This window comes from Leuconostoc carnosum (assembly GCF_007954525.1).
Lineage (GTDB): Bacteria > Bacillota > Bacilli > Lactobacillales > Lactobacillaceae > Leuconostoc > Leuconostoc carnosum.
The window spans coordinates 1,391,818-1,414,170 of the sequence record NZ_CP042374.1; the positions used below are offsets into that span (position 1 = coordinate 1,391,818).

Consider the following 22,353-nt stretch of genomic DNA (forward strand, 5'->3'; position numbering starts at 1 on the left):
TTGATTCAGTCGTTTAAAACAACAACATAGGATAATTATAACAAACGCCGTTTTCCATTGTATGTTGATACCGTGTAATCGGACAAAAGTGTATAATGAAATTATTCTAGCATTAAAAAGGAGTCACCATGGCAGAATTTGAACGATTGTATAAAAAATTTCAACCTGATCATTACAATATCTATTTGGATATTAATCGTCAGAACAAAATTTTTAGTGGGAAAACAAGTATCACCGGAACTGCGAAAACTAATCAGATTGCAATACATCAAAAAGATTTGAAAGTCAGTGCGGTTAAAGTAAACGATGTTGATGTGCCTTTTACACTAAATAATGACATCGATGCGCTTAACATCGACTTACCTGAGACAGGGAAAATTACACTAACAATCACTTATTCTGCACCACTAACAGATACAATGATGGGGATTTATCCATCATATTACGAAGTGAATGGTGAAAAGAAACAACTGATTGGCACACAATTTGAAACAAACTTTGCCCGTCAAGCTTTTCCTAGTATTGATGAACCAGAAGCCAAAGCAACATTTGATCTAGCAATTAAATTTGACGAAGAATCTGGCGAAACCATATTAGCCAATATGCCAGAAAATCATGTTGAAAATGGCATCCATTATTTTGACACCACTTTACGTATGTCAACCTACTTAGTTGCTTTTGCGTTTGGGGATCTACAAAGCAAGCAAACAAAAACAACAAGCGGTGTTAATATTGGTGTTTATGCAACCAAAGCCCATGAAGATAAAACGCTAGATTTTGCTTTAGATATTGCGAAACGTTCGATTGAATTTTTCGAAGATTTCTACCAAACGCCGTATCCATTGTCACAATCTAACCAGTTAGCATTACCTGATTTTTCAGCTGGCGCTATGGAAAATTGGGGATTGGTAACGTATCGTGAAGCTTACTTGTTACTCGATCCGGATAATACATCATTACAAATGAAACAAGTTGTTGCCACTGTGATTGCTCATGAGTTAGCACACCAATGGTTCGGAGATTTGGTTACAATGAAATGGTGGGATGATTTGTGGCTAAATGAAAGTTTTGCTAACATGATGGAATATGTTGCGATTGACGCGCTTCAACCAGATTGGCATATTTGGGAAACATTCCAAACGAATGATGTTCCTGCTGCATTGCGTCGCGATGCAACGGACGGCGTACAATCAGTTCATGTTGAAGTCAACCATCCGGCTGAAATTGACTCGTTATTTGATTCTGCTATTGTCTATGCTAAAGGCGCTCGTATGTTAGTGATGGTGCGTGCTTTAATCGGGGATGAAGCCCTTCGTGAAGGGTTAAAAAACTATTTTGTGGCACATCAATATCATAATGCGACTGGATCGGATTTGTGGCAAGCATTGGGCGAATCATCTGGTAAAGATGTGTCAGCTATTATGCATTCATGGTTGGAACAACCGGGCTACCCCGTCATTCATGTTGCAGTTGTTGATGGTCAATTAACACTATCACAGCAACAGTTCTTTATTGGAGAAGGTCAGGACGTTGACCGTCAGTGGCAGGTACCATTGAATAGTAATTATGATAACGCACCTACTATTTTGACAGAAAAAACTTTGTCATTGGGTGATTATGATGTTTTGCGTGCAACTGCAGGGGAACCATTTCGTGTCAATGTCGGTAACGATTCACATGTTATTTTGCATTATGATGACACCTTATTACGTGACATTTTAACTGAGGTCGATCAATTAGAGGCTATTTCACAGTTACAGATTTTGCAAGATTTACGTTTGTTGGCTGATGGTAGTCAAATTTCTTATGCGGATATCGTACCGTTATTATTGCGATTTGCTCATAGTTCGGCCACAATCGTAAATGACGCACTTTATCGTGTCGCGGGAAATCTACGCCAGTTTGTATTGCCTGATAGTGAGGATGAGCAAGCACTGAAGCAATTTTATGGCAAACTGAGTGACCAACAGTTTGAACGTTTGGGTTGGCAGGCTAAAGAAAATGAAACTGCTGATGATCAACTGACACGTCCTTATATTATTTCTGCTGCATTATATGCTGAAAATACTACTGCAATTGCTCAAGGACATGCTATTTTTAAAGCGCATGCACAGAACTTACTCACCTTGCCGGCAGACACGAGACCTTTTGTTTTACGTAATGAAGTACAAAATTTTGGTCGTGATGATCTACTTAGCCACCTTTTATCTGAGTATATTACTAGTTCAGATGCTAGCTATAAACAAGATTTACGTGGTGCCATTACCAGCACCAAGAATTTAAAATTCATGACAGAGTTAGTAGCAAAATTTGAAGATGCTGATGTGATTAAACCGCAAGACCTACGTGGTTGGTTTGGTAGCGTCTTGAGAAATGCACAGGGTGAGCAAATCGCTTGGGATTGGTTGCGTCAGGAGTGGGGATGGCTTGAATCTAAGGTTGGCGGAGACATGGAATTCACAACTTATATTACTGTGGTTGCTGGTATTTTGAAGACAGCAACACGATTGGAGGAGTTCAAAACATTCTTTGAACCTAAGATTAATCAGCCAGGACTGACACGTGAAATTACGATGGATACACGCGTAATTAGTACTCGTGTGGCGCTAATTGCAGCTGAAAAGGCAGCAGTTAATGCGGCTATCATTGAAAATAACTGAGCCAAAAGAACACCTGATGATGATCGGGTGCTCTTTTTATGAAAGAGAATAAAAAATTGTATTTGAAAAAATGTTTTGAGTGTAATAATGATAGGCGTATGAAGTGTTTAGATATTTTAATTGAGTTAAGCGAGATTCCTATTATCAATTTTTAATTATAATGTTAAACGTTTAATTGTGTTTTTTGATTATGTATGGTTTAATATTTAACAGACAAAATAAAGATTGCCGGTGAGCGATCATTTTGAAGGAGAATATAATGGCAATAAGTCAGGTCAGTAATACAGCAGAGGATGCCGTATCCAAAAAGTTAACCCAGGAACAAAAAGTTGTTTTGGGTTCGACGACACTAGGGTTTACCTTAGATCATATGGATGCGACTTTCTTATCATTTGCTTTAGCACCAATGATTGCTGAGTTACACATCAGTGGCGCACAAGGTGGTATCATTGCTGCAATGTCTAACTGGGGTGCACTATTAGGGAGTGTACTATTTGGTATTTTGGCAGACCGCATTGGTCGTGTACGCGTTTTGTCGTATACCATTATGTTAGTTACGTTTGCCACTGTAATCTTGGCATTTTTAGATAATGCATACACGATTTATGGGTCACGTTTCTTACTTGGTATGGGAACTGGTGGTGAGTATGGTGTTAGTATGGCGCTGATTGCTGAGAGTTTTAAGGCCAACCGAGTCGGCAGGGTGAGCTCTATTACGGCCATTGGTGGACAAGTAGGTGCTATTCTGGCAGCCATTTTAGCAACACTCATTATGCCATCTTTTGGTTGGCGTGGACTATTCATGATTGGCTTCTTACCTTTGATTGTCGTTTACATTGTGCGTCGTCATTTGAAAGAAACACCAGCTTTTGAGCAGTTGCAGGCAGATTATAAGTCTGGGAAGAAGAAATTCAGCTTTAAATTCATTGCTAATACGCCCAAGCGTGCTTATACGTCACTTGTTTTGATTATTATGCTAACCATCCAAACATCTGGTTATTATGGTTTGATGAATTGGTTGCCAACAATTATGCGTAAACAATTGGGGATTACTTCAACTGTAACAGCTGGATATGTCAACTTGGGCATGATACCAATTATCATGGGAATGGCTATTGGTATGCTGACATTTGGAACAATTTTAGACAAAATTGGACCGCGCCAGGCATTTGCAATTTTCTTAGTTGCTTCTGCATTAATGATATATGCTTTCACTTTCGCCTATAATATGTGGACGTTAACTATATTAGGTGCAGTTGTCGGTTTCTTCTCTAATGGTATGTACGGTGGTTTTGGAGCAGTTATTAGCCGTTTATACCCCTCAGAAATTAGAGCTACGGCAGCTAATACCCTTATGGGCTCGGGAAGAGCGATTGGTGCTTTTTCTTCAGTAGTTATTGGTTGGATTATGGATAACTATAGTGTTGGTGCAGTTATGATGAGTTTGGCAGCAATGTATGTGGTTAGCTTGCTATTCATGTTAACTATTCCTGATTTTAAAAAATTAGGAACAAGTAGCTACCAACATTGAAATATTAATTAAACGTCATGAAACCAATTAGTATATCTATTTGTCAGATAAACTAATTGGTTTTTTATATGCCTATAAACTTAGCCAACTCTAGAATCATTGCTATCAAAAAATGAGATATATTATGGGGATGTATTTTTATTGTATAATGTCATTAATTAAAAAAGGTGTAAAAAATGACAAAAATACAACAATACGCTCAACTAAATGTGGATAAAGCAACAGAAATATCAGAATTAAAAACAATTGGGTTCTATCATGATAATTGGTCTGATCAGAATATATTCGAAAAACTAATAAGACGGGCTTTGGTGACATATCATGGTGTGGCCGCTGAAAACGAGTGGTTACGTGAACATCTTGCAACATCAGAAACTGATGTATTAACTTTTTTTGAACAAGAAGGCATACTGGATAGACATATTTTTTATACGATTGCGGCTCAGTTACTTGGTTTTGAAGCAGAATTAGCTGTCAATAATTATGACGGAAAAAAATTGTTTGAAAAAATTGGTTTAGAAACGGTGGCCGTTTCTGATATTTATCATGCTTGGTATGTATTATTAAATACCCATACTAAAAATGGCCTTTTGTGGATTGATGATTTATCTAGTCATGGTTACTTTGAAGCTAATAATCAACGTTTGTTATTCAATGGCAAATCCATGGTGACATATGATACCAAATATTTAATTCAAGAAACAGTTTGGGTTGAAACAACTGTTGATTCAGATGGAGATGGGCGACTAGACTTAATCCAAGTTGATATCCAAAGACCGAACGCAACGGAAAAATTACCAGTTTTATTTACTGCTTCGCCTTATTATCAAGGGATGATGGTGCAAGAAAACGACGCTAAAATACATTCGGTTAATCAACCGTTAACTCATAAAGCGGTTAGCCATGTCACAGGGGATGTGGCTAACAATAATGAAGAACTGACGAGCGACATAAAACCTCGAGTTGTCAGCGGGCAATCAACAAAAGCCACGAAAACTTTTGTTGATTTAGCTGGAAAAGCCTGGGACTTAAATAATTATTTCCTATCTCGTGGATATGCTGTGGCCTATGCTTCTGGTGTGGGCACGCGTCATTCTGATGGTATGCAAGATACTGGCTCGCCAATGCAGGTTGAATCGATGAAAAATGTCGTAGAATGGCTAGCCGGTGATCGTGTTGCTTTCACAGATCGAACGAGCCAAATTGCAATTAAAGCAAATTGGTCAAATCATAAAATAGCGATGACGGGAAGATCTTATTTAGGCACCTTGGCTACAGCAGTTGCCACAACTGGGGTTAAAGGATTACAAACGATTATTTCTGAAGCTGCTATTTCAGATTGGTATCAGTACTATCGTGATAACGGGTTAGTTATTGCACCAGGAGGTTTTCCTGGAGAAGATATGGATGTTTTAGCGGAATTAGTTTTTAGTCGTATGAAAGACCCTGCTGATTGGCTTCGGAACAAAAAGCAGTGGCAGTTATTTCAAGAAAATACTACACAACTTCAAGATCGTCAAACAGGTAATTATAATGCCTACTGGGATTCGCGCAATTATTTAAATCACACGAATCAAATTAACATCGATATTGTTTCAGTTCATGGTTTAAATGATTGGAATGTCAAGCCGCGACAAGTGTATCGTTTATGGCAAGCTTTACGTGATAATGGTCATCATAACAAACTGATTTTGCACCAAGGACAGCATATTAATATTAATGATAATGCATCATTAGATTTTGCTGATCAAATGAATTTATGGTTCACAGAGAAACTTTTAGGTGTTGATGTTGGCGCGACAAATATCCTACCAACAGTCACATGGCAAGATAATACACAAGTCCAAACTTGGCATAAATTAACAGATTGGGGGGACAACTCCCATGAAAAGACTTATCATTTCACAGCCAATCAACTAGTTTCTGAACCAACAAAAGGTATCTTATCGTTTACCGATGGCTTACCGGAAGGGCTTTTTAAGCAATATACAAAGAATTTTAATCAGTGGCGTGAGCAAACTTTAAAGCAAGCACCGGCATTAGCAAATACACAGCTTCATTTTAAATGTGAGACTTTATCTCAGTCACAGTTTATTGATGGAGAGACCATACTTAATTTGCGTGTGAAATCGTCACAAAATGTAGGTCTTATTAGTGTCATGCTAGTTGATTATGGTCTGGATAATTACTTGAAACCTAATTTGACTCGCCAGAATGTAGCTATTGATCGTGGTATGAATTTTGCTAAGACACCTTTGCAAGAATTTGAAAGTCAAAAAGGACAGTACAAGATGATTAGTATTGGTCATATTAATTTGCAGAATCGGCATAGTGCTTGGCAAAATGATGACTTGTTGGCTGATGAATACGTGTCAGTTAAATTAACATTACAGCCTACGATGTACCGACTTCGTGCCAGTCATCAGCTAGGCGTTATTATATATGCTACTGACTTTGAAATGACAATCCGAGGAAATCAGGCGATTACTTATACGATTGATCTTGCACATAGTAGTCTCATGTTACCGATAAAATAGGTGTCACTGTGACTACTGAGTGGGATATAATTTATGATTAAAAAAGCTAATGACTAGTCATTAGCTTTTTTAACTCTCTGGATTAGGTGTTGTTAATGCATTATTATGAATGTAACTACGGAATGTCTTAAATGTATCGGCAAATAATTCATCAGGCTCAATATTGAGCATTTCTTTTGGAAAATAGAATCGGTTATCAAAAGATACTTGACCCTTAATTGCCGCAACTAGTGGTGATAATTCTGATAATTCACGATGGGTACCATCACCTAATACGAAGTCAATTTGCGTACGTGGTTTAGCGACATTTGGTTTGTAGTCGTCATAAGGTAAATCAAAAGCATCATTACGCGCTGTATAGTACTTTGGATTGTAGCCTGCAATATCAACTAATTGTTCAAGATCTTCTAGCAGTGGTGCTGTCTCATCGTTAATAACGATTGATTTCAATGGCCAGCGGTCTAAAAATCTTCGAGAAAGGTCTGATAGTATGGGATCAGGATGGCTTCGCCACATCGAAATATATGTCATGAACACGTGATCATCAATTTGTAAGTAATCGTGAACAGTTAATGGTTGATCGTTAAATAAGGGGGTTAGTAGTGGTCCCACAAAATCTTTTTCATGTGTATCGCTTGCTGTAAATAGCTCATGTGCTCTGTGTAATAGATGCTCTAACAAAACCTCCATACCACGTGATACCGGGTGGAAATAGACTTGTAAATACATCTGGTAGCGACTGACAACATAATCTTCAACGGCATGCATGCCACCAATGTCAAAAGCGATACCGTTAGCTGTTGGGCGCATTGTACGTAAAATACGATCAATATCAAATTCTCCGTATTTTGTTCCTGTGAAATAGGCGTCTCGCAAGAGGTAATCCATACGATCTACATCTAACTGACTAGAAATCAGTTGAACAACTTGCGGATTTTCGTAAGTTTTTGCAATGACGCTAGCTACTTTATTTGGAAAATCTAGTGATACTTGGGAAAGCACTTGATTAATTTCTGTATCACCAACAATAATCTCGCGTGTAATGGCCTCATGATCAGTACCAAATAAATGCTCAAAAGTATGTGAAAATGCCCCATGACCAATATCGTGTAATAAAGCAGCGACTAGCGTTAGTAGGCGTTCTTCAGGTTGCCAAAGGCCGTCATTTGGTGATTTTGAGCGATAATATTGTTCAAAATATTCTGTAATACGTCTGGCAATTTCGTAAGCACCAACTGAGTGACCAAAACGTGAGTGTTCAGCACCATGAAAAACGGCGCCAGTAATACCAAGTTGCTGAACGCGACGTAATCGTTGAAACTCGGTGGTGTTAATTAAATCGAGTATGATGTGATCCTGTACATGAATAAAGTTGTGAATAGGATCACGTAAAACTTTTTCTTTTGCTAATTTTTCTGTAAACATAAGCTGCCTTTTTGTCTTTCTTATATTATAACCCAAATGATTAATGAAAGGAGGATGTAAAATGGCCTTGTTATTGGGAGAAAAAATAAATAAAAAGTTGAATAAAAGCAAAAAAACAGCCTACTGGTTATCAAAAAATCAGATGTTTCATTTGGGGTATTATATCCAATTTTGACAAATAAAAGACAGAACCCAATGTTTTCTACTATGGAAAAGTTAGTTAAAGCTGTTTCAAATGATTGAGATGAAATTTATTCAATGGGGTATGACGTCTGGGGTGAAAGTAATTCTTACTCGACATACTTAGATGAGTGCAGGAATTTTGTGAAATATAAATCAGGAACTTGGTATGTTCTAACTGTTGATGGAGAGATAGTCAGCTAATAGTTTACGATAGATAGCGTCTTAATAGTTGATTTGTTTGCACAAAAATCATTCTCACTAACCAATGATGTGGGATGACTTACATAACACGACCTGAATATGTCGCTAAACTGTTCATTTTTTATACCTAACTCATGGCAGAACGGACTGACGTAATAACCGCGGGAGGTAAAGTATGAACACAGAAGATTAGTGGCTTCAAAGTATGACATTGAGCCACTTTGAAAAGTAGTATCTATAAATGGTAAACTGGACAGGTTATTAAATATTTTGCGAAAAACAAGCAATTATTTAAGATATGTGCTATAATTAATTTATTGAGCACAACAGAGAGTGTACTCAACAGTCTAGCAGAATACTTGTCAAATTATTAGTTACTGGTTTTAATATCATATTTGATATATGTTGAATGATACAGAGAGATCTTCAACCTCAAAAATATTAAGTTAGTTTAGTTAATCAATAAATTTAGTTTTGTAATGTATAGAAGTTTTTATCAAGAAGCCTGTTAGGCTTTTTATTTTATTATAAATATATGCTGATAGAGTTACATATTTATGATAATACAAACAAAAGTCAAACTAGGTTATCTGGTTTGGCTTTTTTATTTTCCAAAAAATTTAGCAGACGCTTCTATTTCAATAAGCATTTCATCATATAATATTACCGACGAACATTATGAAAGTAGATGATAAATTGACTCAGAATTTAAGGAATATATTCACAATAAAGCGCAATATATTGTACTGGGTTCGCATTGTGTATCAAAAGTATTCTAACGCATATAAAGGCACTGAAAAAAGAAAAATAAGTTATAATATATTATTAAAGGAAATAATAATAAAAAGCCATTTAATTTGTAGAATTACAATAATATTGGCTTCGATTTTAGATAATTATTATGATATTTTTCACTATATATTATGACTATTGTCTCATTGACAATTAAAGGATACGTGATTTAAGGGAAAAACTATGACGTTAACCACAAAAAATGATGTTGACATTAAATTAAAAACAACGATTACGCAAGACAATGAGTCAGAAACTTTCACATTTGATACAGTCGGAGAATTAATTGTTAAAAATCAGACTATATTCTTGCGTTATACTGAATTAATTGATGGGCAAAATCCTACCAATGTGTTATTTAAAATTGAAAAAGAACATGTTCGATTAAATCGTAGTGGCGATAGTTTAACTAAGTTAGCTTTTGCACATGAGAAACGCCTACCGGCACATTATGAAACAACTATTGGTCAAATGAACTTAGAGACGCATACAACAGCCATGCGAGTTAATATGGCCCCCACAGCGTACTCGGGCACAGTTGATATTGATTATGAACTTTATGCAAATGATATTATTGCTGGAGAATATAGGATTCGGTTGCAATTTAATCAAATATCTAGTAAACTTAATTAGTTAGAAACTCGAAAGGACGTGCAACTATGGCACTTACACAATTTGGCAATCACCCAAAAGAAGAATTAGCGTTGGTTGAAATTGCATCTGCAATCTTGGAAGAAAATAAAGCTGTTATGCCATTTAGCTCATTAGTTCAAGAAATTCAAGAATTTTTAGGCATTGATTCAGAGACGTTTAAAGAACGCCTCTCACAATTTTATACTGATTTGAACACAGATGGTTCATTTATTTCTTTAGGAAATAATGAATGGGGATTACGTGCATGGTATCCAGTTGATGCCATCGATGAATCGATTCATGAAATTGATGATGAAGATGTGATACCAAAGCGTAAGAAGTCTGTTAAAAAGGTTAATGTCTTTGCTGATTCAGCAGCTGATGATGATGTTATTGACTATAATGATGATGATCCTGAAGATGAAGACTTCGGAGAAGTTGAAGAAGAATCAGTTGATCATGATACGACTGATTCTGAAGTTGAAGTTGACGATGATGAAGATGAAAATGACGTTAAAGTTGGCGATGATGAATCAATTGATGATAATTTGACAGAATTGTCTGGCACAAATGATCTTGATGATTTGAGTGACGGTGATATTGAAAAGTAATGATTTAGAAAACGCTGCTGATACAGCGTTTTCTTTTTTGTAAAAAAGCTTATTATATCAACATTTGTCAGTGTTATTAAAAACGTAATTAAAAAAACTTTCAAAAAGGGTTGCATTTTTTAACAAATGTCTGTAATATATATAAATGTGCTACGGCATGTTTGCTCCTTTAACTCAGTTGGTTAGAGTAGGGGATTTTTAATCCCAAGGTCCTCGGTTCGAGTCCGAGAGGGAGCACTGATTTAACAATCAGGAGACCTTTGGGATATTCCATTAAACAGGTATTATCAAGTTCAACTTGGTAATACCTGTTTTTTTATTGTCGTTAAGATAGTTTCAGTATTGTTCATAAACGGTTGCTGGCTAATAAGCGATATTTGCAAAAAGAACAAAATCATAGTATCATTGGTACTAGCGTTGAGGCGGACAAGTAGTAAATTTATGTATTTAAGAGACATCATGGTTGGTGAGAGTGATGATACATTTTTATGAAAACTACCGTTAAAGCATAATATGAGTAGGCGGAAGCTGAAATTATTGTCGGTGTAATTGGTCGTTAACCTAATTATTGTTAAGCGGTATGCTGAGTCATACTTAAAATTGGGTTGGTACCGCGCAAAAGCGCCCCTAGAGAATAGTTTCTAGGAGTGCTTTTTTTACAGCTTTTTATTTTTGGTTATAAACGTGGAGGATTTACTACTATGACGGAGAAACACAATAATAGAGAATTAAATCGTGATTTGTCATCTAATCAAATGCAAATGATCGCCTTAGGTGGGACCATTGGTGTTGGATTATTTATGGGGGCTTCTTCAACTATTAGATGGACTGGCGTATCTGTCATTTTAGCCTATGCACTTGCTGGTATAATTTTGTATTTAGTCATGCGTGCGTTGGGAGAAATGTTGTATGTTGATCCAGCTGTTGGCTCTTTTGCCAATTATGCGACAAAATATATTCATCCTTTAGCCGGTTACCTGACGGTATGGGCGAATGTGTTTCAGTGGTTAACAGTTGGGGTCTCTGAGACGATAGCCGTGGGCATGTACCTTGATTACTGGTTCCCTAACATTCCTGGTTGGGTAACTGGCATTGTGGTGTTAGCAACGCTAACATTAGCCAATTTGAGTACGGTTAAGGCCTATGGGAATCTTGAGACCTGGTTCTCAATGATTAAAGTGGTTACGATTGTGTTGATGATCATTTTAGGATTTATGGTGATTTTGCTTGGCTTTGGCAACGGTTGGCAGCCTGTTGGTTTCTCAAATTTGTGGACGCATGGCGCATTCTTTGCTGGTGGATTTAAAGGCTTCATGTTTGCTTTATCTATTGTGATCACATCGTACCAAGGTATTGAAATTATTGGGATAACAGCCGGAGAAACAGCAAACCCCAAGCATGCGATTGTCGCAGCAATCAAGTCGATTGTTGCACGTATATTAATTTTCTATATTGGTGCTATCTTTGTTATTATCACGATTTATCCATGGAATCAGTTAGATCAAGTTGGGTCACCTTTTGTGGAAACATTTTCACGTGTGGGGATAACTGCAGCAGCCGGTATTATTAACTTTGTGATGATGACAGCTGCAATTTCTGCTTTGAATTCAGGGATGTTTAGTTCGAGTCGAATGCTTTATACGTTAGCTTTAAGTAAGGAAATTTCACCCAAGTTTCTAAAGTTATCAAAGCATCGTGTGCCTACCTTACCAGTGTTAGCTATTTCAGGTGGCATATTCTTAGGAATTATTTTAAATGCCTTGTTACCATTATTTTGGCATGGTAGCGCCAATATTTTTGTGCTTGTCTATTCTGCTAGTACTTTGCCTGGTATGGTGCCATGGTTTGTCATCTTGTGGAGCCAAATTAAATTTCGACGCGAAAATAAAGCGCATATGGCTGAGCATCCGTTTAAGATGCCATTTGCCCCGTTTACTAACTACTTTGCTATACTCATGCTATTAGTTACGTTAGTCTACATGGTGATTAACACAGATACACGTGTGCCATTACTTATTGGATTCATATTTTTAGTTGTGATGTCTATTATTTTTTTCATGACACATAGAAGCCGATCTACTAATTAAATACCATATTTTAGCAGAATCATTAAAGAAATGATAAAATAAACAAAGATAATTTGAAAAGAAAGGTATTCAGAGCCATAGTAAAACGTTTGTATAAAGCGCACATGCATATCTGGATGATAAAATCATGAAAATAGCAATAGATGCAATGGGAGGGGATTTTGCGCCATTTGAAATAATTAAAGGTGTTGAAATTGCCCGTGATCGTTATAAAGATATTGAATTCCAACTATATGGTACCGAAGGTGAAGTCAAACCTTTAATTCAGAATTGGGAACGTATTGAGCTTATACCAACAACTGAAGTCATTGCTATGGGTGATGAACCAGTTAAAGCTATGCGCCGGAAAAAAGATTCATCAATGGTACGTGCAGCAATGGCAGTTAAAGCAGGCCGGGCTGATGCACTATTTAGTGCTGGCAATACCGGTGCACTCTTATCGAGCGCTATCTTCCTAGTTGGTCGTATTAAAGGTGTTGACCGGCCTGCTTTGGCTACGGCTTTACCAAGTTTTGGTGGTAAATATGATCACTTTGTTTTCATGGATCTAGGGGCTAATGCAGATAGCAAGCCTGTACACCTTTATCAATATGGTATTCTTGGTAGTTTTTATGCATCGCATGTCTTAAAGATAGATGAACCAAGTGTGCGTTTATTGAACAATGGTGCAGAAGAAGACAAAGGGGATGAAGTTCATAAAACAGCTCACCAACTGATGAAGAATTCACCTTCTTTTAACTTCCTTGGTAATATTGAAGCACGTGATTTACTTGATGGCACAGCCGATGTCGTTGTCGCTGATGGTTTTTCAGGTAATGCTGCATTGAAAGCAACTGAAGGTACGGCATTAATGATGCTCAAGCAAATCAAGCAATCTATTTTGGCAGCTGGTTTACGTGGCAAAATAGGTGGGGCCTTGCTCAAGCCTGCTTTTAAGGAAGTGCAAAAGAAACTAGATTATAATGAAGCTGGTGGTGCCGTTATTTTGGGCACTAAAGCGCCTGTTGTTAAGACACATGGTTCTGCTAAAGCGACGGCTGTGGCTAACACAATGGGACAAATAAAAATCATGGTAGATACACAATTAATACCAGACATTCAACAATATATTAATGCGCACACCGAAGAGCTACGTGCAGGGAATGATGCATTGAGTGAACAAACAAATGATTGATTTGTGTTATACTAAGCACAGATATTTTTTAAATAGATGGAGATATTAGCAATGGCTATGGAAAAAGAAGCGATCTATCATATGATGGCTGATGAGATTGCGACCCGTTTTAATGTAAAACGTGAAGCGATTACACCTGATTTAAATCTTTTGTCGGATATTGATGCTGATTCAATTGACTTTGTTGAATTAGTTTTAGAAGTTGAAGACATGTTTAATGTTGAAATCTCTGATGAAGATGCAGAGAACTTAGTAACATTACAGCAAAATGTTGATTATATTTTTGAACATCAGAATTGATGTTTTATCCAGCGAACTGAAACAGTTCGTTTTTTATTAGATATAGGATGTGGTTGATAATGAATCAGGAACAACTACAAAGCATAGTGTCACGAGTCTCTATTGATTATTTTGGGCAAGATTTTCAACATATAGCAAGTTTTAACAAACGCTTACGTACAACAGGTGGTCGATATTTGCTTGAAACCCACAATCTTGAATTCAATCCTAAAATGACTGACTTGCCTGAGTTTGAGGGCATTATAAAACATGAGTTGGTACATTATCATTTACATTTAAGACATATGGGATATCAGCATAAAGATGCAGATTTTAAAAAAGCACTCAGGCAAGTTAACGGAATCCGTTTTGCACCGCGCTTAGCTGCATCAGGTTCAAAAACTAAGCATACCTGGCTATATGCTTGTGATAATGGGCATCAAATCATTCGTCATCGACGTTTCAACGTTGATAACTATCGTTGTGCGCGATGTCAAACACGGGTACATTTATTGGGGGAAGCTAGTCAAGTGTAGTCTCTTCAGGTATAATGATAGGTAAAATGAAAGTGAGAAGCTCATGATTCAATTGATCCTATCCGACCTCGATGAAACATTATTAAATGATAATGGTTCAATTAACAAGAAAAATATTACTGCAGTACAAGCTTTTGTTAATAATGGGGGATATTTCGTCCCAAATACTGGGCGTTCATATAAATCTGTTTTTGGTACTTTGAATGAACTTGGTTTGAATAAGGCAACACAATATGTTGTTTCTTATAATGGTGGTGCTATTGCAGCCATTGAACCAGACGGTGGCGAAAAAATCATTGCACAACATGGTATGACTTTAGAGTTGGCTGAAAAAATATTTACGCTAGGTCAAGTCCAGTCAGACGTTGATACACATATTTATACGCTGGATAAGCTATTCATTTACAATATTTCACCAGCTGATAAACAATACATGCAAGATCGCCATGTACCTTATACTGAATTAGATAGTGATGATTTGTCGTTTTTGAAAGACGAAGCACCAATTATGAAAGTTATATTTGAACATCATGAACCATCTGTTCGTGAAAGAATTGGGGAAGTTGTGACTGATAATGTTGGTGATGATGTGTTGCTTACATTTAGTTCTGATCGTTATGTTGAATTCAATCCGAAGGGTGTTGATAAAGGGAGTACTGGCTTAGAATTAGCGCGTATCTTGGGTATTTCTCGTGACGAAACGGCAGCTCTTGGTGATAGTCTCAATGATGCGGCACAAATAAAAGCTGCTGGTGTCGGTGTAGCAGTGGCAAATGCTAAACCAGAAATTAAAGCAATAGCTGATGTCATACTGAATACAACAAACAATGAAGCAGCGGTTGCTGATTTCATTGAAAACTATGTCGGAAAGTAAACAATTTGTGATGAAATATATTTTAGCTCGTGTCATTGTTAGCATGATAATTTTTATAGTTTTTGTGGGTATATTTTTACTTGCTTATTATCAAAACTGGCACTTAGGCATCACAGTTACCGTGGTTGTTATTTTATTAATAGCTGTCAATATAAGTTATGTTTGGTTATTTTGGCAACAGCGTAAACAGAATTTGACTAATGAAGAGGATGAATGAATTTGCTTGATTTAATAGGAGAGCCAACCCCAAAAAAATTAGGAAATCGGATATTAAATTTTATAATTATTGTCTTGCTATTAATGCTGGCACCGATATTTATCGCTGTGGCGTCTGCTGTTAATGTGATCTGGCAACAGGTACTGAGCATTATTGTAATGATTATTGCATATAGCGCTGTTGGCTATTACGCCTATCGTCTGCTTAAAAAAACAGCCAATCAACCTATTTTTCACAGAATCGATATTCGAAATTGGCGACACATTTGGTACATTATTGGCATGTTTATTTTGATGATGGTTGTTCAAGGGGTAATTAATAATTTGCGTGTCGCAATAACAGGTACATCAACGACTGAAAATCAGGCGGCTATTGAGGCATTAACTAAGCACATCAATGTTGCTATGATTGGTACAATGATTTATGGGGTGCTTTTAGCACCCGTTGTTGAAGAACTAATTTTTCGTGGATTAGTTATTAATTATTTTTTTCGCCAATCATGGTGGTGGGCAAGTATTATTTTGTCAGGTTTTTTATTTGCCGTACCACATACAATGAATCTATCAACAAATATTGCTGATTTATTAGCTTTTATGATTTATATGAGCATGGGCATGGTGTTAGCTTATGTTTATAAGAAAACTGGAGATATCCAAAGTAACATAATGATTCATTTTTTAAATAATTTGATATCTATGATACCGCTATTGTTTTTAGCTTTATCAAGGATATAAAAAACCAAGCTGATAGGGCTTGGTTTTTTACTAAAATTGTAATAAATCTTTTGGCGTTTCCGTGAAAGATACGAACCCATTCTTGCTCATATAACCCGAATCTTCAATGCGAACACCAGCAACGCCGGGTATGTAAATACCTGGTTCAATGGAAAAGACCATGCCTTCCTGTAATTCAAGATTATTGCCAGCCATAATTGAAGGGAATTCGTGAACTGAAGTACCTAAACCATGTCCTAGACGATGTGAGAAGTATTCGCCGTAACCGGCTTTAGTAATGACATCACGAGCTACTGCATCTAAATCACTAGCTGTCATACCAATTTTAGCTTTGTCCTGTGCTGTGTGCTGTGCTTCTAGTGTGACCGCATGTATTTCTTTTGCTTTATCGCTAACATTCCCAAATGCTACAGTTCGAGTGGCATCAGAAGCATAACCTTCGGTGATAGTCCCTAGATCAAATAAGGCTAGCTCACCAGACTTGAGGCGACGTGTTGATGTTGAACCATGTGGATCAGCCGCGTGATCACCAAACTGAAGTAAAGTATCAAAACTCATGGCTGGTACACCAGTCTTTTTTAATTGATATTCCAACTCTACTACAATTTCGAGTTCAGAAACATTTTCAGCTAACGCTTCGAAACCAAAATTAAATGCACGATCAGCGTCCCGACCGGCTGCCAGCATATGTTTGATTTCAGCAGGCGTCTTTATCAAACGTAAGTGATTGATTTGATCCGTCACATCTGCATCAAAGGTTGCTTCAGGAAAAGCCTTTTTTAGCTCGCGTAACCGTGTAACCGTTAAATTATCGCCCTCAATGGCGAAATGTTTGCCATTAGTATGCGCTTTAATATGTTGTGTGAGTATTTCCCAAGGGTTTTCTTGATCTTCATAACCAAAAGCAGGGTAATGCCAACCACTTTCTTTTATGCTATTAACTTCCAACGCTGGACCAAATATAAATGGGACGTTATCTGTTACAATGACCAAAGCCAGCACACGCTCGATGGGATCAGATTCAAATCCAGATAAATAGGCAATATCGTGGAAATTTGTCAAAATAGCGCCACTAAGTGAGGATGTTTCGAGCCAAGTTGTAAGAGCTGCAATTTTTTCTGTATTCATAAAATTACTCCGTTCTGTTTGTTAATCATATTCTATCACTTTGACTAGGATGTGTCTTTTCTTGTAACAAAAAGAAAATACGATGAAAACTTGTAAAAATAGCGTTGTAAGCGTTTGCAATTCTTGTTTTATTTGCTATAATGAATGGAGGTATATTAATATTAGAATTGTTTTTTAACGATAAAATCAATAAAAGAAGGTCAAATCATGCAAAAAAAAAGCTCAGCAACAATTTATGATGTCGCTAATCGTGTCGGTGTTTCGTTAGCAACAGTATCACGTGTCGTTAATGGGAATAGCAATGTTCGTGAATCAACGAAACGTAAGGTGTTAGATGCTATTGAAGAGTTAGGTTATCATCCTAACGCTGTAGCCCGTGGCTTGGCATCAAAGAAAACGACGACAATTGGTGTCGTCATGCCAGATGTGACAGATATGTACTACTCGGAATTAGCTCGTGGTATTGACGATGTTGCCAATATGTATCACTATGATGTTTTACTTACAAATACGGATGAAGATCCAGTACGTGAAACCATGGCTGTGAATAATTTGGCCAGTAAACAAGTCGATGGCATTATTTTTATGGGTAATGAGTTGGATAATGAAATAATTAATACCATTATTGGTGTTGATGCGCCTGTAGTATTGGCTGGTTCAGTCGATGAAGCAGGTAAATTACCAAGTGTCAATATTAATTATATTGACGCTGTGAAGGAAGCAACTGAAGCAATTATCAAAAATGGTCATACTCGTGTGGCACTGGTTACTGGACCCATGACACATGCGATTAACCGTTTACACCGATTAGTGGGGTACAAGGCAGCCTTAGAAGAAGCAGGACTGGAATTTGATGAGAGCCTATTATTTTCGGCACATCAAGATTATGCTTCAGGGTTACAAATAGCTGAGAAACTGTTTTTGGCTGAGGCTTCAGCAGCTGTGACATATGATGATGAAATTGCGCTTGGTATTATGAATTACATGCGAGAACACGGCAAACGGATACCCGAGGATTTCGAAATTATTACAGCTAACGACACGAAGTTTACGATTATTACGCGTCCACAATTGACATCAATTGGGCAACCTAAGTATGATATTGGAGCAGTTGCCATGCGTATGTTAACGAAACTCATGAATAATGAGGTAATTGAAGAAACACAAGTACAATTACCACATTCCTTAGAACGACGAGGTACCACAATTAATCCGAACCACGTCATACAGTAAACTAATTGAAATGTTATTGAAATGATTGACATAATTTGTTAATGAAAGTAGACTATAATGTGTAGTTTACTTTTTTATTTTGATGGTAAAGTAAATATTAACTATTGGGGATTTATGGATACTAAATCATGAAAAATAAAACAAAACGTTACATTACTGGGTTTGACGGGCTTCGCGCGTTAGCAGTTATTGGTATTCTCTTATTTCATTTAATGCCAACAAAAATTTTCGGTGGTTGGTTGGGTGTACCACTTTTTTTTGTGATTTCGGGATACTTAATCACAGACTTGTTAATTCAGGAATATGATCGTACAGGTGGAATTGCACCCTTGCAATTTTATAAACGGCGATTAAAGCGTTTATATCCTGCTTTAATTGTTATGCTGTTGATTACAACAGCGGTTATATTATTATTTGATAAAGAGTTAATGTATAATTTACGTTATATTATTTTGACTAATGTCACTTATACTTATAATTTTTGGGCTATTAATAATGGGCAATCTTATTTTCAACAGTTTGCTGGGGAGTCACCGTTTACACATCTGTGGTCGTTAGCCATTGAAGGTCAATTCTATTTTATTTGGCCCTTTATTGTGTGGTTTTTACTCAAAAAGAACTTGAAAAAGTACCATATTTCACTTACTTTGCTTATTATTTCAATTATTAGTGCACTTTTGATGGGGATTTTATACCATTCTTCAGCAATTAATCGTGTGTATTATGGTACAGATACACGAATATTTGCGATTGTAATAGGTGCGGCACTAGCTTTTGTTTGGCCTTCAATGCGATTGGCTCAATATCCTAAAAAAGAAATACGTCGTTATTTGAATGCTATTGGTACTGGTGCATTTATCATGATGGTTGTTGGGATGATTTTTTTGAACGGGCAGGCAGCTGCAACCTACAAGGGATTGATGTATTTATTTACTTTGGATGTGGCGGTGCTTGTCGCTGTTACAGCTCATCCAGCGTCGTGGTATTCTAAACTACTAGATCAAAAGGTGTTGAATTATTTAGGCACACGATCATATAGTATTTATTTATATCAATTACCAATCTTTATTTTTTATGAAAAGTTCATACCACACTATCAACCAACACTATTTCATATGGTCATAGAAGTAGTTCTTGTTTTTCTGGTCAGTGAGCTGAGTTATCGTTACATTGAAAATGTTTTTCGTTACGGCGTACAGTGGCACCAAGTGAATGACTGGTTGCTGCGATCACGTAATCGCTTTTTCATAGTAACTACGCCAATCACTGTGTTCCTTTTGTTTATTGCTTTTGGTTTAACTGATAAACGCGCTGGGCTACCACAACCACCAACTCAGTTACAACAAAAATTAACGAAGAATATCACTGAAGTTGATAAGCGCAATAAATTAGCTGATCAGGAAGAAAAAGCGTCTAAGCATGAGAAAAAGATGGGTGTTTCTCAAAAATTATCAAAAGAAGACCAAAAGATTGTCTCTGATTATCACGTTAAGCCAACACAATATCTAGCTTTTAAGGCCATGTCATTTACTGCAATTGGGGATTCGGTCATGTTAGATGCTGGACCTTATTTACAAGATAGTAATCCCAAAATTCATGTTGATGCAGAAGTTGGTCGGCAAGCCTACCAAGCAACAGATATTGTTGCAGATATGGCTCAGAATGATAAGTTAGCCGCTAATGTTTTAATGGGGTTAGGGACGAATGGCGATATCAAACGTCATGATTTAGATTTGATGATGAAAAGTATTGGGAAGAAAAGACAAGTTTATTGGATGAATAATTTTGTTCAAAGTAAACCATGGCAAAATAGTAATAATCAAATGTTAGAAGCGGCGCAAAAAGATTATAAAAATCTACATGTGATTGATTGGTATAGCTTAGCCAAGAAAAATACAAATTGGTTAGCTGATGACGGCGTTCACCAAGGGCAGATTGGGGATTTTAATTATGTTCGGTTATTGATTGAGAAAACTGCCGAAGTTAATCATATTAAATAAAACATCTTCGGATGTTTTTTTATTTTAGAGCCATTGAGACAGAAAATAACTTGTAAAATAGATGTATTTAATTTAGAATGGTTATAAATAAAGATTTTAGGGGGATCTATGTTTAAAAACATACGGCAATTAACACCATTTTCCTTGGGACTATTGTCGATAGCTTTTATCATGTCAATCAGTCAATCAACAATGACAACAGCTTATCCAATTTTGATGGCGAGTTTTCATGTGGATGCGAGCACGGTACAGTGGTTAACAACTGGGTTTATGGTGGCGATGACTTTAGTGATGCCACTTAGTCCTTGGCTATTGGATAATATCACATTAAAAACATTGCTAAACATTATTGTTGCAGTTTTTTTAGTTGGTACAGGAATTGCTATGGTAACACCCAGTTTTGCAGGGATTATTATAGGTCGCCTGTTAGAAGGTATCGCAGTAGGTGCGCTATTTCCCACATTTCAAAGTGTTATCATGGAAAATACTGATAAAGAAAAACGTGGTGTGACGATGGGGGTAGTTGGCCTAGTTATGGGTTCCGCATTAGCAGTTGGTCCAATTATTTCAGGTATTGTTTTGCAATGGATCTCATGGCGTGCATTATTTGCGCTATTTTTCATTGTTCTAGCGATATTAATTATCAGTTTACAGCGCGTGATTCAAAATACACATCGTATTAAACAGTCGAAATTTGATTGGTTGTCTGCAATAACACTTATCGGATTTGGTGGTGTATTATATGCAATTGCTAGTTTACCAACGAGTGGGCTAACTGTCTTTTGGTGGCTAGTGATGGTTGGGAGTTTAGTTTTATTGGCGTTATTTGTTACTCGTCAACTTAAATTAAAGCAACCGTTTTTAGATTTAATGGTTTTTAAATATCAAGGATTTATACCTGCAATGTTGCTAACTGGATTATCTTATTCGGGGTTAATCATTGCAACAGTCTTGATGCCACTTTTTTATCAGCGCGTTTTTAATTTGACACCGCTTTGGTCGGGGCTACTCATGGTGCCCGCAGCTGTATTCCTGAGTCAACTGAATCCACGTGCTGGACGTTTATTAAATCAAATTGGTTTGAAAAAACTTGTCTATTTGGGCATGACGATGATGATCATTGGTTACAGTTTACTAGGTGTTTTTGGCACTCAATCTTGGGTTTTTGGTTTAGTGGCAGCCATGTTGTTAGAAGGTGGTAATGCGTTTATTATGATGCCTGCTGTAACAGCGGCTAATAATGCACTGCCAAAACATTTAGTGAGTCATGGTACGGCCATTGTGACAACGATGCGTCAAGTTATTGGTGCAGGAAGTGTCGTAGTTGCTTCAATTTTGGTCACGACATTTAATCAATCAATGACTATTGGTCAATCACTTTCTTTGACAAGTGGTTGGTTTATATTGGTACCAATAATTGGCTTGTTGATGACTAAATATATTCGTGAGCACAAGTAAAATATGATTATTCGTGTATACTTCTCTAAAAAAAGACTTTACAGTCTTTTTTTATTAACT

General features: G+C 36.8%; 17 protein-coding genes, 1 tRNA gene and 1 other annotated feature. Of the genes, 16 read left to right on the forward strand and 2 right to left on the reverse strand.

Annotated elements, in window-relative coordinates; genetic code table 11:
* The first annotated feature begins 128 nt into the window (after positions 1-128).
* The 3 genes from FGL89_RS06990 to FGL89_RS07000 all read left to right on the forward strand — a co-directional run bounded on the left by FGL89_RS06990 (position 129) and on the right by FGL89_RS07000 (position 6,728).
* Positions 129-2,660, forward strand: a complete 2,532-nt coding sequence (locus FGL89_RS06990; protein WP_014974685.1) for a M1 family metallopeptidase — start codon at positions 129-131, stop codon at positions 2,658-2,660.
* A gap of 259 nt (positions 2,661-2,919) precedes the next feature.
* Entirely contained in the window at positions 2,920-4,191 is a 1,272-nt protein-coding gene (locus FGL89_RS06995; RefSeq protein WP_014974684.1) for an MFS transporter, read from the forward strand.
* 176 nt (positions 4,192-4,367) lie between these two features.
* Complete coding sequence (locus FGL89_RS07000; RefSeq protein ID WP_014974683.1) at positions 4,368-6,728, forward strand: Xaa-Pro dipeptidyl-peptidase; 2,361 nt, start codon at positions 4,368-4,370, stop codon at positions 6,726-6,728.
* Between the two features lie 69 nt (positions 6,729-6,797).
* Here the strand turns inward: FGL89_RS07000 and FGL89_RS07005 are convergent, their stop codons facing one another.
* Positions 6,798-8,153, reverse strand: a complete 1,356-nt coding sequence (locus tag FGL89_RS07005) for an HD domain-containing protein (protein WP_014974682.1) — start codon at positions 8,151-8,153, stop codon at positions 6,798-6,800.
* Positions 8,154-9,512: 1,359 nt separating this feature from the next.
* Between FGL89_RS07005 and FGL89_RS07015 the strand changes: the two genes are divergently transcribed.
* From FGL89_RS07015 to FGL89_RS07060, 10 genes are all read left to right on the forward strand, one after another.
* The gene (locus FGL89_RS07015) at positions 9,513-9,962 is read left to right on the forward strand and encodes a YwiB family protein (RefSeq protein WP_014974681.1); all 450 of its coding nucleotides are present in this window, start codon (positions 9,513-9,515) and stop codon (positions 9,960-9,962) included.
* Between the two features lie 26 nt (positions 9,963-9,988).
* Positions 9,989-10,573, forward strand: coding sequence for a DNA-directed RNA polymerase subunit delta (gene rpoE / locus FGL89_RS07020; protein ID WP_014974680.1), 585 nt, complete (start codon positions 9,989-9,991; stop codon positions 10,571-10,573).
* A gap of 163 nt (positions 10,574-10,736) precedes the next feature.
* Positions 10,737-10,810, forward strand: a tRNA-Lys gene (locus FGL89_RS07025).
* Between the two features lie 171 nt (positions 10,811-10,981).
* Positions 10,982-11,205 (forward strand) — a binding site (T-box leader).
* A gap of 69 nt (positions 11,206-11,274) precedes the next feature.
* Positions 11,275-12,660: an amino acid permease gene (locus FGL89_RS07030; RefSeq protein WP_014974679.1), complete on the forward strand. Its 1,386-nt coding sequence runs from the start codon at positions 11,275-11,277 to the stop codon at positions 12,658-12,660.
* Between the two features lie 127 nt (positions 12,661-12,787).
* Positions 12,788-13,834 (forward strand): phosphate acyltransferase PlsX, encoded by a 1,047-nt coding sequence (gene plsX, locus FGL89_RS07035; protein ID WP_014974678.1) that lies wholly within the window; start codon positions 12,788-12,790, stop codon positions 13,832-13,834.
* A gap of 51 nt (positions 13,835-13,885) precedes the next feature.
* On the forward strand, positions 13,886-14,134 hold the full coding sequence (locus FGL89_RS07040) for an acyl carrier protein (RefSeq protein ID WP_014974677.1): 249 nt from the start codon (positions 13,886-13,888) through the stop codon (positions 14,132-14,134).
* Positions 14,135-14,193: 59 nt separating this feature from the next.
* Positions 14,194-14,649, forward strand: coding sequence for a SprT family protein (locus FGL89_RS07045; RefSeq protein ID WP_014974676.1), 456 nt, complete (start codon positions 14,194-14,196; stop codon positions 14,647-14,649).
* Between the two features lie 43 nt (positions 14,650-14,692).
* Positions 14,693-15,523: a Cof-type HAD-IIB family hydrolase gene (locus tag FGL89_RS07050; RefSeq protein WP_014974675.1), complete on the forward strand. Its 831-nt coding sequence runs from the start codon at positions 14,693-14,695 to the stop codon at positions 15,521-15,523.
* Positions 15,510-15,740: a hypothetical protein gene (locus FGL89_RS07055; protein ID WP_014974674.1), complete on the forward strand. Its 231-nt coding sequence runs from the start codon at positions 15,510-15,512 to the stop codon at positions 15,738-15,740. Before FGL89_RS07050 ends, FGL89_RS07055 begins: the two co-directional genes overlap by 14 nt.
* Positions 15,741-15,742: 2 nt before the next feature.
* Positions 15,743-16,474, forward strand: a complete 732-nt coding sequence (locus FGL89_RS07060; protein WP_041773225.1) for a CPBP family intramembrane glutamic endopeptidase — start codon at positions 15,743-15,745, stop codon at positions 16,472-16,474.
* A 30-nt stretch (positions 16,475-16,504) separates the two neighbouring features.
* Here FGL89_RS07060 and FGL89_RS07065 read toward each other — a convergent pair whose 3' ends face one another.
* Entirely contained in the window at positions 16,505-17,602 is a 1,098-nt protein-coding gene (locus tag FGL89_RS07065) for a M24 family metallopeptidase (protein WP_014974672.1), read from the reverse strand.
* 207 nt (positions 17,603-17,809) lie between these two features.
* Between FGL89_RS07065 and ccpA the strand changes: the two genes are divergently transcribed.
* The 3 genes from ccpA (at position 17,810) to FGL89_RS07080 (ending at position 22,293) form a co-directional block, all read left to right on the forward strand.
* Positions 17,810-18,835 carry a catabolite control protein A gene (gene ccpA, locus FGL89_RS07070; protein WP_014974671.1) on the forward strand — a complete coding sequence of 342 codons (1,026 nt, stop codon included), beginning with the start codon at positions 17,810-17,812 and terminating at the stop codon, positions 18,833-18,835.
* Positions 18,836-18,963: 128 nt separating this feature from the next.
* Positions 18,964-20,835 carry an acyltransferase family protein gene (locus FGL89_RS07075; protein WP_014974670.1) on the forward strand — a complete coding sequence of 624 codons (1,872 nt, stop codon included), beginning with the start codon at positions 18,964-18,966 and terminating at the stop codon, positions 20,833-20,835.
* A gap of 108 nt (positions 20,836-20,943) precedes the next feature.
* Positions 20,944-22,293: an MFS transporter gene (locus FGL89_RS07080; protein WP_014974669.1), complete on the forward strand. Its 1,350-nt coding sequence runs from the start codon at positions 20,944-20,946 to the stop codon at positions 22,291-22,293.
* Positions 22,294-22,353: the final 60 nt, after the last annotated feature.